We start from the raw sequence: 11,626 nt of genomic DNA, 5'->3' as shown, positions 1-11,626 counted from the left end.
GGGAATATCATATTTAGATTTCATCTAGATACCGCCGCGTTCTGTTGATCTCATTCACGTTTCGCCCCAAACCACTCCCTATAATCAGCGGCGAATTCCACTTTTACTGTTGATGAACTATGAACACAGAAGAAACCAAAGGCGGTCAGGCGCGCGTCGTCCTTACCAGCGTTATGACGGTATCAGCTCTCATTTTCCTATCCCAATTTGTGATTGGTACCAAAAGAATCGACCTTGGCTTTGCCACCATCTCTATCCTGCCAATGCTGTTTGCCGTGATGTTCGGTATGGCACTGTCTGTGAAAGGCACCAAAGACAAAATCAAAGCCTGGGGCAAGGTCTTCACTGAGAAAGAAGAAGGCTTCTGCGGCAAGATGGTTGGTTACTGTCTGCTGGTACTGGGTACCCAATACGCAGGTATGATCATCCCTAACCTGGAAATGATCATCGATGCCGGCGTGCCACTGCTGTTCCAAGAGCTGGGTAACCTGCTGCCAATCCTGATTGCGATTCCACTGGCGGTGAAATTCCAGTTCGGCCGTAAAGCAATCGGCGCATGTTCTTCTATCAGCCGCGAACCTTCAATTGCTGTAATCCAGGGCAAATTCGGCACTGGCAGCCCGGAGTACGTTGGCGTACTGGCTATTTACCTGTGTGGTTCTGTTATCGGTACCCTGTGGTTCTCTGTTCTGGGCAGTATCGCACCTCTGACCGGCCTTCACCCACTGGCGCTGGCCGCAGGTTCGGGCGTAGGTTCTGGCTCCATGCTGAGCGCAGCATCTGGCGCGCTGGTTTCAGGTCTGGATCCAGAAATGGCGAAACAGGTTCTGAGTATTGCTGCAGCATCTAACCTGCTTTCATCTGTTCTGGGCGCACTGTCGCTGACTTTCCTTGGCCTGCCACTGGCTGAGCTGATGTACAAAATTTGCAACAAAGGTAAATAAGCCATGAAAGCGATTATGAATGACATGAAGCTGGTATCGCTTGCGATTGTACTGGCTGGTTTTACCCAATTTCTGACCAATGGCACTGCGCCAACTGAGATGGTTCACAGCTTCATCGCAATGTCGGTGATCGTGTTCCTGTCTCTGGTAGCGAAGAAGTTTATCCCGTCTTCACTGCCAACCTTCGCTTACGCGACCATCATCGGCATTCTGATCTGTCTGCCTGAAACACCGGTTCGCACTTACTTCCTGGAATCTGTGGGCAAAATCCAGTTCCTGTCTGTGTGTGTGCCTCTGCTGGCGTTCGCAGGCCTGTCTGTTGGCGGCCAGATGGAAGAGCTGAAGAAGATGTCGTGGAAAGTGATCGTTATCTTCCTGATTGTGGCGACCAGCTGTTTCTTCGGTGCATCGATGATTGCGCAAATCGGCTTTGAGATGAAAGGAATTATCTAAATGTCTAACAAATACAATACGTTTAACCTGGACAGCAAACTGGTTGAGCTGCACGGCTTCAGCATTGAAACCCGCCGCGCTCTGCACCAGATCCCGGAAGTATCGGGCATGGAATTCAAAACCTCGGCTTACTGCCAGGCGCTGATGACTGAGATGGGTTACAGCCTGACCACTTACGAAGGTTTCACCGGTTTTATCGCAGATCTGACCGTAAACCCAGAGTGGAAACGTGTAGGTTTCCGTGCCGATATGGACGCACTGGAAATGAACGACATGACGGAGAACGACTACCGTTCCCAGCATGAAGGCCGTTCACACAACTGTGGTCATGATACCCACATGGCTATCGTACTGACCACGGCGAAATACCTGGTAGAAAACCAGGGCGAACTGAAGCACAACGTTCGCTTTATCTTCCAGATGGCGGAAGAAGACATGCGTGTACCTGGCGCAAGCAAAATGGTTGAGCTGGGTTGCATGGAAGGCGTTGCCGAAGTGTACGCCCTGCATAACGATGCAGCGCTGGAATACGGCTTCGTGAAAATCAACAACGGCATTATGTCTTCCTACGGCTCGGCGTGGACGCTGGATGTTCACGGTATTTCTGCCCATGGTTCAACGCCACAAAAAGGTCTGGATGCGATCCGCGAAGCAAGCCGCATCATCATGGACATGGACTACGTGGTTGCCAAGCGCACCAATCCGTTCAGCCCTGCGGTATTCGGCTGTGGCATGTTCAACGGCGGCAGCATTCCAAACGCGATCCCTGACTACGCTCAGGCGCGCGGCACTATCCGTGCAATGGATGCAGAAACCGATCAAATCCTGAAAGACAGCTTTGAAACTTTCGTGAAAGAAAGTGAAATCCGTGGCTTTAAAACCACCATGGTTTGTGAAGGTTACCCAGCGGTTATCAACCACCCTGAAGCGTATCAGCGTGTGGTAGATGCAGCGCGTGCAACCGTACCGGCAGACCGTCTGGATCCTAACGGTAACCCGATGACAGGTTCTGAAGATTTCAGCCTGATGGTGAACGCGGCAGAAGATCGCAAAGGTGCGATGTTCTTCCTCGGCAGCGGTAACAAAGAAGCGGGTATCTGTAACTACCTGCACTCAAATCCATACTACGTGGATGACGACTTTCTGTTGATTGGCGCGCAGATTTTTATCCGCATCGCCTGCAACTGATTGGTACTACAGGAACTGTAGTTAAGGAACTGTAAGAAAAAAGGTCTGGCTCACCACCAGACCTTTTCATTTTTCAGCGATCTACACCGTTAAACGTTCTTCACACACATTACATGGTAAATGCCGTCGTGAAGTTCGGTACCTTCCGTCTCTTTCTCGAAACCGGGGAACTCTTCATCCCACACCTCAAGGCTCTTGAGGTATTTGATTTGTGGACTGTTTTCATCACCAAAGCTTTCACCTGACATCAGCATAGGAATGCCTGGTGGGTAAGGAATTACAGCGTTGGCAGCGACACGGCCTTCCAGTTGATGCGAAGGCACCATCTCAACATTGTCTTTGACGATAGCCTGGAAAGCGGCACGAGGCGTCATGATCGCTTCCGGCAGTGTTTCGTAAGCTGCATTCAACACTTCACCCGGGTTGTGCTGTTTCAGGTAGCCAAAGATCTTGTTACCCAGATCTTTCAGACCCATGTCGCCATAGACATCCGGGAAGTCAGCCACCAGATCCGGTAATGCATCAGCAAGCGGAGTATTCGCGTCGTAGTGACGCTTGAACGCCATCAGCGTGTTAACCAGCGTTGCCCACTTACCTTTGGTGATACCCATTGAGAACAGGAACATAACCTGGAAGTCTGTGGTACGGGTTGGCACGATACCAAAGCGGCCAAGGTAAAGCGTTACCAGGGCAGCAGGCACGCCGCTGTCGAGCAAGTTGCCGTCATCGCCCATACCCGGAGCCAGGATACTGACTTTGATAGGGTCGAGCATACACCAGTCGGCTGGCATATCGTGGAAGCCGTGCCAGTTGTCACCCGGGTGCATGACCCACGCATCCTGGCTGGTGCACAGCAAGTCTGCCGGTGCATCTTCAAACGCATAAGTTTGGCCGCTTTCCGGATCTTTCACCGTTTCTGCGTTCCAAGGTTTGAAGAACCAGTCACCATTCTGGTTGTATTCGCGGTACAGGCGACCCATTGCCTGACGGAAGTCGACCGCTTCACGGATCACTTCGAGCGTCAGTGAGTGACCTCGGTTTCCATCCATCTGCGAAGCAGCGATATCGTTCGATGCGCTGATTGCATAAAGTGGCGATGTGGTCGCGTGCATCATATACGCCTGGTTAAAGCGCTCATAACTGATTGCGCCCTTACCGTTACGCACATGCAGCCAGGAGGCCTGAGACAGCGCATTCAACAGTTTGTGCGTTGAGTGAGTCGCGAATACAGTTGGCGCATCCGGATCATCAACCGGCTCGCCACGCATTGCATAATGGTCTTCGTAAATCGGGTTAAAGCGCGCGTAACCATACCAGGCTTCATCGAAGTGAATACGGTCACTGCTCTCTGCCAGAATGTCCTGAGCGCGTTTCGCGTTGTAGCAAAGGCCGTCATAGGTACAGTTGGTCAGCACCGCATAGGTGGCACGCTGGTCGGCGTAGTCTTTGGTCAGCGAGTACTCTTTCGCGCGCTGATCCAACACGGATTTTGAAAGCTGATCCGGGAAGATTGGGCCGATAATGCCGTAACGGTTACGGGTTGGCACCAGATAAACCGGACGCGCACCGGAAAGCATCAAGCCCTGCTCGATGGACTTGTGACAGTTACGGTCACAGATAACCAGATCGTCCTCGTTCATACAGGCGGACATAATGGTACGGTTCGAGCCGGATGTACCGGTTACCAGTGAATAAGATTGGTGAGCACCGAAAACTTTTGCTGCATAGCGCTCACTCTCACCGAAGTAGCCGGTGTGGTCGAGCAACGAACCCAGACTACCGCGCTCAATACCCATATCAGTGCGGAAAATACCTTCACCGTAGTAGTTGTAAAAGCGCTGGCCTGCCGGTGTTTTGGTGAAGCCCACACCACCCTGGTGACCCGGTGCGGCCCAGGAATATTCATGGATGTCGTCGTATTTCATCAGCGCAGACATCAAAGGTGGTAACAGATTTTTGCGGTAACGGTTCATTGCCGCAATGGCACGTCCTGCAATGAAGTCCGGCGTATCTTCAAGAATCCAGGCGAACTCGTCCACTTTCTCCATCATCTCGCGGGTAACGTGCAGCGTGATTTTTTTACGCTCTGCCAGCAGGAACACCGGCACGTTTTGTTGGCGACGGTTCAGCTTGTCGATCAGGACATAGAATTTTTCATTTTCTTCGCTCTGCGAGCCGCTCATGGCGGACGTCAGCATCAAACAATCCAGCGCAGTGTTGGTGAAAATAACAGAGTAGCAATCGTCAAAACTGCTTGCGACCATCACGTTGGCACCACCGTCCTCAAGCTCGGCAATGAGCCTGTCAATGGCATTTCCGACCACCCCTGCTTTTCGGGATTCTTCCAAAATCAAAACATTAAATTTCTTTCCGTAGGTTCTCATAACCAAGCTCCGGCACTATATGAGGAGAAATGTCGCTCAATCTTTATTGAGTCCATTTCAAGTTAGGATAGCCATGCTTTCTGGAGAGTCGCAAAAAAGACAAAATCCAAAAATAATTTCTTGTCACTCCCCTCCTAACCCAGAAAAACCCTATATGCGCCGCCATCTCTCATCTTTTTGCGACTGTCCGAATTTATGGCGCAAAAAGAAAAATGGGTTTGTAGCGAAGTGTCTTGTAAAAGAATCAAACAGTTCATACTCCCACATCTACTTTCAATTCGTCGGCAACAACATTTTTCATAGTCAGTGGCGCATTTTTCATTGGTGTGGCAACGAAGCTCCATCCATTGTTTAAGTACGCAACAAGACTAGGCATCCATGTTTTGCGCCCAAAATTTGAGAGTGGAGAATCAATATGGCATCAGAACAAAACAAAATGGGGCTGGTCGGTTTGACCACCATTGTGACCGTTAACATGATGGGCTCCGGCATCATCATGTTGCCGGCAAGTCTTGCCCAGACAGGGGCAATATCCCTGTTGTCCTGGTTGGTAACAGCCGTGGGTGCAATGTGTATCGCCTACGCATTCGCTAAGTGTGGGATGTACTGCACCAAAGACGGGGGTATGTCAGCTTACTCCGCCGAAGCACACGGGAAGTCCTCATTTTTTATCGCCTCTTACACCTACTACGTGTGCCTTGTGATCAGTGCCGTTGCCATTGCTGTATCAGCAGCAGGTTACCTGGTGCCTTTCTTCCCATGGATTAAAACTACCCCTATCCATACGTTTATCACTGTGTGTGCCATCCTCGTTGTCACCATGGTTGCAAACTTCGGGGGACCAAAAATTACCGGTCAAATCTCTGCAATCACCGTGTGGGGGATCATTATTCCGGTTGTGGGTTTATCTATCATTGGTTGGTTCTGGTTTAAACCAGATGTCTTCGCTGAAGCATGGAACCCACATCAAGACACCACAGTAACCGCAATTTCTTCCGGTATTGCACTCACCCTGTGGGCATTCCTCGGTATTGAGTCCGCCGGTGCCAACTCCGGAGCCGTGGAAAACCCCGAAAAGAACGTGCCGCTGGCCTGTATGCTGGCTACCAGCTTTACCGCCATTGTGTACATCGCTTCCACCGCCGTTATTCAGGGTATTATCCCGAATGCTGAGCTTGCGAAGTCAGACGCACCATTTGGTCTTGTGTATACCTACATGTTCAACGACACCGTCGGGCAAGTCATCACGGCACTGGCCGTTATCGCCTGTATCGGTTCGCTCTTAGGCTGGCAGTTCACCAACGCACAGGTGTCAAAAGCCGCTGCGGACATTCGTCTGTTCCCGAAAGTGTTCGGTGAGGTGAACAAAGCCAACGCGCCCGTTAAAGGCATGCTTATCATGCTGGCATTGGAGCTGGGTCTGGCCATCATGACCATCTCTCCAAACCTGGTCAGCCAGTTCAATATCCTGCTTAACCTGGCCGTGTTCATCAACATGGTGCCTTACATCCTTTCGCTCACTGGCTTGGAAGTTATCCTTCGCAAGAAAAATGTCAGCGCACAGGAATACAAAACCGGGGCGGTTATCGGTACGTTGGCGGTGGTTTATAGTATCTACGGCGTTTACGCCTGTGGTCAGTCCGCCGTATTCTGGGGTGCGATCCTGACCCTGTTTGGTTATATTTTCTACGGATTCATTGCCGCTCGAGACAGCAACAACGGCTCTATGGCCTAGGAGGTCCAAGATGCATGATAAATACAGATTGCGACTCACTGGTGTGACGGCACTGTTATTGGCGCTGGCTGTTTCTCCTGTCGCTCAAGCCTCTGAAGAGGTGACGGTGAATGAAAGCGAAACGGAAGCCGTAGAACTTCCAACGTCAGATCCAATGACGGCAATCGAAGTGATTATCGGAAAACGCATCACTGAAACAACGCTTGATGACGGACGTCCACCACATGTGTACCGTCCAAGAACACCGATATTTCATCAGAACCATCCGGAGAACGAATCGGTTCCACCCAAGATCACCAAGCATTTGCTGGTCGATCACCCTGAACTGAACAACAATCAGGGTCGGGTGATCAGAACGCCGCCTTCAGACACCGAATCGTCTGAAAGCAGCAACTGATCCGGGACCTCTAAAACAGAAACGCCAGCAACGAATTGCTGGCGTTTTTTTGTTTTTGTTCGGCATCCCGTCACATTAGTACACGGGCAATTCCAATCCTTCGAACAGCTTTTCTACCTTGTCACTGCCACTTTGCATCAGCACGTTTTCCATCAGGGTTTTCGTCAGATGCGGGGAGAATGAAGTCAGAAAATCATACATATAGTTTTGTAGCAGGATGTCCTTTGAAAAGCAGATCCAGGCGTTGGACGGTTCAAACAGGTGATCCAGATTGATGTAAGACAAGCCGGTATTTTCGATGTCTTTTGCCGCAAGGGTAGAAACAATGCCGATACCAAAACCTAACTGGACGTAACGCTTGATCACGTCGGCATCCATGACGGTCATAAAGTAGTTCGGGCGAATACCCAAACGGCCAAAAGCTTCGTCTTGTGTACGTCTGCCCGTCGAGCCCGGCTCGTAACTCAGGATGGGGTATTCAGCCAATTGCTGTAGCGTCGGCTTGGAAACCGTAGCCAAAGGATGATCTTCCGGTACCACCAACCCCAGCGTCCAGCGGTAGGCAGGCAGTACAATCAAATCATTGTCGCCACCGATATCGTGCGCCACGATGGAGAAATCCGAGTGGCCTTTACTGATCACACCCTTGGTTTGCAGTGGCAATGTCGGGTGGAGGTGGAAGTTAATGTTGGGGTATTTTTTGGTGAAGTAGGACACGCTGTTAGGCAACAGATATCGTGCGATGGTATGCGTGGTATAGATGTTCAGCGTACCAACGCTAGGGTCGAGATGCTCACTCGCCAGCGCTTTGATTTTTTGCTCCAACGCCAGCATCCGCTCAACCTGCTCAAGGATGCGTTCACCAATAGGCGTTACACCACTCAGGTTTTTCCCGCGGCGTTCAAAAATGCGTACCCCAAGCTCTTTTTCCAGCAGTCCCACTTGCTTACTGACACCCGGCTGGGTAGTGAACAGTGATTGCGAAGCGGCGGAAACATTCAGGTTGTTGTCCTTTATCGCTTTTAGATATTTAAGCTGCTGAAGTTTCAATCCCTTACCTCATACGACGATATCAGCGTTAGAACTTAAATTTATAAGAGCAAACATTTTTTAACAAGCGAAACGATGCAAAATGCTCGACATGCACCAAAGATTGGGACGGTAAGGGGAAGCCCAGCCGGGCAGTCACCCAGGAGAGGTTAGCGTTTTCGTGTTTTACGTCTGTTGCGCGCATTTATCAAGAATGTCGTCACTGGCTTGTTCAATTAAGTCCAATACCAGTTCAAAACCGCGGGAGCCGCCGAAGTACGGATCGGGTACTTCATCCATGTCACTGTCGCTATGACTCAGGAAAAGGGACAGTTTGTCGCGGTATTCCTCTGGGCAGCGGTCAAGCAAATCGGCGAGGTTGGCTTTGTCCGAGGCAAGGATCATATCAAAGTAGGCAAAGTCTTTATCTTCCACCTGACGTGAGCGGATACCCGAAAAATCATAGCCACGTGCTTCGCCCGCTTTCTGGGCTCTGGGGTCAGGCTTTGAGCCAGCGTGATAGCCAATGGTACCGGCAGAGTCCACTTCCACCTCTACACCGCGCGCTTTCGCTTTGGCACGCAAAATCGCTTCACCTGTCGGTGAACGGCAAATATTTCCCATGCAGACGACCAGTAGTTTCGGTTTATTGGCTGTCATTTTCTCTCCATGCATTTCTGCTGACTGACATTTTTGTAAGCGGCCATTCCCTTACTTCAAAGGAATACTGTAACGAATGACTTCTTTGAGCGCAAAAAACTAAGCCGCGCGGCAGGTTTCTACGCGCGCGGCTCCAAACAGGCATTGAATCAGAGGTTTTCGCCAAGGAAGGTGGTAAATGTCTCCCATGAGCGGTTGTCTGCGGTTTCACGGTAACGCGGGGAATCAAATACGGTAAAAGCGTGGGGCGCGCCTGAGTAAACCTCAATCAGGTAAGGCACTTTGGCGTTTTCCAATTGCACAGATAAATCCGCCACGTCTGTCATTGGGATCCCAGTATCCGCGCCGCCATGGGCAATGAATATTGGTGCGGTATTTTCCGGATAGCTCTGGTCAGCCGGTGTTTTCAGGCCGCCGTGGAAGGTCGCATACCCGTTCACCCCTTTTCCCTGCCCAGAACGCGCCAGCTCCAGCACTGCTGCGCCGCCAAAGCAATAGCCCGCGACCACAACATCTTGTGCACCCAGTTCCCTGGCTTTATCGATACCTGCCAGGATCAGGGTTCGCATTTTTTCCCGGTCGTTGTACAGTTTGCCGGTTTCTTCTTTCTTGGCGTTGGTTTCAACCGGGCGATTGCCTTTTCCATATAGGTCGACAGCAAAGGCGTTGTAACCCATCGACGACAGCATATCGACACGTCTTTCCTCGTATTCCGTCAAACCATCCCAGTCATGGATGAGAATCACTGAGCCTTTTGCTTGCCCCTGTGCAGGCGCATAGTACCCCTCCAGCGCCATGCCATTCGACGTGTAGTCAACCACTTCCCCCGCCATTGCATTGAATGATAAACCCATTGCCAGCCATCCGAGCAGTTTCATCTTTCCGTCCTCTTGTGGTGTTTTGAACAGTTTAGTTTCCCTGGTGGGGTACGTTCAGAAATACCCAAGTGGTTTAGTCGGTTTTTATTTGCTTTTGCACTTCCATCTCACTTTTGTTTTGGTATGTTGTGTTCTTTTTACTGGCGGTACACGTAGTTGCGTACCATTGCCAGACAATTTCAGAACCAGAAAACGCACTGAGGGAAAGCAAATGAGCGATGAACGCTACAAAGCCCGACAACAAAAAGTAAAAGAACAAGTAGAAGAGCGTGTAGCGGCTGCGCAGACTGAAAAGGGGCTGTTGCTGGTGATCACCGGAAACGGAAAAGGGAAATCCACCTCCGGATTTGGCATGGTTACGCGCGCGACAGGGCACGGCCAGAAATGCGGTGTGGCACAGTTTATCAAAGGCACTTGGGCTTGTGGCGAGCGCAACCTGCTAGAGAAATGCGGGGTTGAATTCCATGTCATGGCGACCGGCTTTACCTGGGACACCCAGGATAAAGCAGCGGATACCCAGGCCGCACAGGAAGTGTGGCAGGAGTGCAAACGCATGCTGGCTGACCCTTCCTACGATGTCATCCTGCTCGATGAAATGACTTATATGGTCACTTATGGCTATATCGAACTGGATGAAGTTGTCGAGGCACTGGAAAACCGTCCAAAGGATCAGTCGGTCATTATCACCGGACGCGCCGCGCACCGCACATTGACAGACATGGCGGATACCGTTTCGGAAGTGCGTAATGTTAAGCACGCTTTTGACGCCGGTATCAAAGTGCGCCAAGGCATAGACTGGTAAGACAAATTATTGAGTCTCATAAAAAAGCCCTGCAGCGCAGGGCTTTTTTGCGTTTGGGCGCTTAATCGCGGTAACAGTCGTTTTCATTACAGAGCATGGCATCGATAGACTGCAAACCCAGCAGGCGCATCCACAATGCCGGAATTTGACGCGGTAACACCGGACCAGGGTCCAGTTGTTCCGGCGACACAGATTGCCAGATCCCGTCGGCATTTTTCTCCGCCATGACAAAACTGAATGGATGGTACATGGCCATTCCAAGGCGTAAATCGGTCACCGCGAGTGCATTCCCATCACGCTGGTAACTGACAAAACCCGCGGTAAAATCCTCCAAATCCGTCAGCAGCGACGGCTTGCTCGGAAATGGCCACTGCCCTCTGTCTACTGGCAACCAGTTGATCTCTGTGTCGTTATCCAGCAAAGAGGTTAACCCTTCCCAGTATTGATCCCCGTCCAGCACTACCACACGCCAAAGCACGGTATTAACCGGTGTTGGTGTAATAAACACCGGCTGTCCTTCAAGGTGGGTGCCAGCAATATTGGCCTCTACCCTCTCTTCAACCATGCCCAACGCCACCAGCGACCACAAGAGATACGCTGAAGAAAGCGCAAGGCCGACGCCACAGAGCCATGCCGCGCGGCTGCGCCAGATAAAGGCTGCCAACACAGGTATTAAAAGCGGTATGGTATAGAGCGGGTCAATGATGAATATGCTCGAAAAGGCCACCGGCGGCACATCCATCGGCCAGAACAACTGAGTGCCGTAGGATGTAAATGAGTCCAACAGCGGGTGGGTTGTTAGCGCTGCAGTGATCAATGCAATTAACTGCCACAGCGGCCAGTTTTTGGCGAAAAGGCGGTGCCAGATAACGGCGAGCAACGCAGAAAATGGCACGAGCACGAACAATGAATGGCTAAAGCCACGGTGTTTGACCATGTTGGAGATTGGGTCACCATAATCCAGCAACACATCAAGATCGGGTAAAGTGCCGAGCGCCGCGCCAGCTAAAAGAACTTTGGGGCTACAGCGTTTTCCCGCCACCAACCCAGCAACCGCAGCACCCAGCGCGGCCTGAGAAATAGAATCCATTAACGACTTTTCCTTTCTGTTTTCAGGCGTTACCCAAGCATCGAAGTATGAGGGCAAAGCCAGTTA

11 protein-coding genes are annotated in these 11,626 nt (G+C 51.0%); 6 read left to right on the top strand and 5 right to left on the bottom strand.

What is annotated here, in order from left to right; genetic code table 11:
* Nucleotides 1–119 precede the first annotated feature (119 nt).
* The 3 genes from KU854_RS06990 to KU854_RS06980 are packed head-to-tail and all read left to right on the top strand — an operon-like array spanning nt 120 to nt 2,585.
* Nucleotides 120–944 (top strand): DUF3100 domain-containing protein, encoded by an 825-nt coding sequence (locus tag KU854_RS06990; protein WP_218357699.1) that lies wholly within the window; start codon nt 120–122, stop codon nt 942–944.
* A gap of 3 nt (nt 945–947) precedes the next feature.
* Nucleotides 948–1,397 carry a hypothetical protein gene (locus KU854_RS06985; protein WP_054779842.1) on the top strand — a complete coding sequence of 150 codons (450 nt, stop codon included), beginning with the start codon at nt 948–950 and terminating at the stop codon, nt 1,395–1,397.
* Nucleotides 1,398–2,585, top strand: a complete 1,188-nt coding sequence (locus tag KU854_RS06980; protein WP_218357698.1) for a M20 metallopeptidase family protein — start codon at nt 1,398–1,400, stop codon at nt 2,583–2,585.
* Between the two features lie 89 nt (nt 2,586–2,674).
* Here KU854_RS06980 and adiA read toward each other — a convergent pair whose 3' ends face one another.
* Nucleotides 2,675–4,969, bottom strand: a complete 2,295-nt coding sequence (gene adiA / locus KU854_RS06975; RefSeq protein WP_218357697.1) for an arginine decarboxylase — start codon at nt 4,967–4,969, stop codon at nt 2,675–2,677.
* Between the two features lie 415 nt (nt 4,970–5,384).
* On the opposite strand from adiA, the gene potE reads away from it, so the two are divergent.
* Both potE and KU854_RS06965 read left to right on the top strand, forming a co-directional pair.
* On the top strand, nt 5,385–6,704 hold the full coding sequence (gene potE, locus KU854_RS06970; protein WP_218357696.1) for a putrescine-ornithine antiporter: 1,320 nt from the start codon (nt 5,385–5,387) through the stop codon (nt 6,702–6,704).
* 10 nt (nt 6,705–6,714) lie between these two features.
* Entirely contained in the window at nt 6,715–7,101 is a 387-nt protein-coding gene (locus tag KU854_RS06965; RefSeq protein ID WP_218357695.1) for a hypothetical protein, read from the top strand.
* 75 nt (nt 7,102–7,176) lie between these two features.
* Here the strand turns inward: KU854_RS06965 and KU854_RS06960 are convergent, their stop codons facing one another.
* The 3 genes from KU854_RS06960 to KU854_RS06950 form a co-directional block, all read right to left on the bottom strand.
* On the bottom strand, nt 7,177–8,151 hold the full coding sequence (locus tag KU854_RS06960; RefSeq protein ID WP_218357694.1) for a LysR substrate-binding domain-containing protein: 975 nt from the start codon (nt 8,149–8,151) through the stop codon (nt 7,177–7,179).
* A 165-nt stretch (nt 8,152–8,316) separates the two neighbouring features.
* A complete protein-coding gene (locus KU854_RS06955; RefSeq protein WP_218357693.1) occupies nt 8,317–8,790 on the bottom strand; it encodes a low molecular weight protein-tyrosine-phosphatase in 474 nt (157 codons plus the stop codon).
* 149 nt (nt 8,791–8,939) lie between these two features.
* The gene (locus KU854_RS06950; RefSeq protein WP_218357692.1) at nt 8,940–9,668 is read right to left on the bottom strand and encodes a dienelactone hydrolase family protein; all 729 of its coding nucleotides are present in this window, start codon (nt 9,666–9,668) and stop codon (nt 8,940–8,942) included.
* Nucleotides 9,669–9,879: 211 nt separating this feature from the next.
* Between KU854_RS06950 and cobO the strand changes: the two genes are divergently transcribed.
* Nucleotides 9,880–10,470 carry a cob(I)yrinic acid a,c-diamide adenosyltransferase gene (gene cobO, locus KU854_RS06945; RefSeq protein ID WP_054779846.1) on the top strand — a complete coding sequence of 197 codons (591 nt, stop codon included), beginning with the start codon at nt 9,880–9,882 and terminating at the stop codon, nt 10,468–10,470.
* Between the two features lie 61 nt (nt 10,471–10,531).
* Here cobO and KU854_RS06940 read toward each other — a convergent pair whose 3' ends face one another.
* Complete coding sequence (locus KU854_RS06940; protein ID WP_218357691.1) at nt 10,532–11,560, bottom strand: metal-dependent hydrolase; 1,029 nt, start codon at nt 11,558–11,560, stop codon at nt 10,532–10,534.
* Between the last annotated feature and the right edge of the window lie 66 nt (nt 11,561–11,626).

This window comes from Enterovibrio paralichthyis (genome assembly GCF_019209835.1).
Lineage (GTDB): Bacteria > Pseudomonadota > Gammaproteobacteria > Enterobacterales > Vibrionaceae > Enterovibrio > Enterovibrio paralichthyis.
The sequence above is the reverse complement of the archived record's forward strand: the minus strand, read 5'-3'. Positions and strand labels throughout refer to the sequence as shown.

Excerpts from the sequence above, each read along its gene's own strand:
- KU854_RS06990 (WP_218357699.1), top strand. The coding sequence starts at position 120 with ATGAACACAGAAGAAACCAAAGGCGGTCAGGCGCGCGTCGTCCTTACC.
- KU854_RS06985 (WP_054779842.1), top strand. The coding sequence starts at position 948 with ATGAAAGCGATTATGAATGACATGAAGCTGGTATCGCTTGCGATTGTA.
- KU854_RS06980 (WP_218357698.1), top strand. The coding sequence starts at position 1,398 with ATGTCTAACAAATACAATACGTTTAACCTGGACAGCAAACTGGTTGAG.
- adiA (WP_218357697.1), bottom strand. The coding sequence starts at position 4,969 with ATGAGAACCTACGGAAAGAAATTTAATGTTTTGATTTTGGAAGAATCC.
- potE (WP_218357696.1), top strand. The coding sequence starts at position 5,385 with ATGGCATCAGAACAAAACAAAATGGGGCTGGTCGGTTTGACCACCATT.
- KU854_RS06965 (WP_218357695.1), top strand. The coding sequence starts at position 6,715 with ATGCATGATAAATACAGATTGCGACTCACTGGTGTGACGGCACTGTTA.
- KU854_RS06955 (WP_218357693.1), bottom strand. The coding sequence starts at position 8,790 with ATGACAGCCAATAAACCGAAACTACTGGTCGTCTGCATGGGAAATATT.
- KU854_RS06950 (WP_218357692.1), bottom strand. The coding sequence starts at position 9,668 with ATGAAACTGCTCGGATGGCTGGCAATGGGTTTATCATTCAATGCAATG.
- cobO (WP_054779846.1), top strand. The coding sequence starts at position 9,880 with ATGAGCGATGAACGCTACAAAGCCCGACAACAAAAAGTAAAAGAACAA.
- KU854_RS06940 (WP_218357691.1), bottom strand. The coding sequence starts at position 11,560 with ATGGATTCTATTTCTCAGGCCGCGCTGGGTGCTGCGGTTGCTGGGTTG.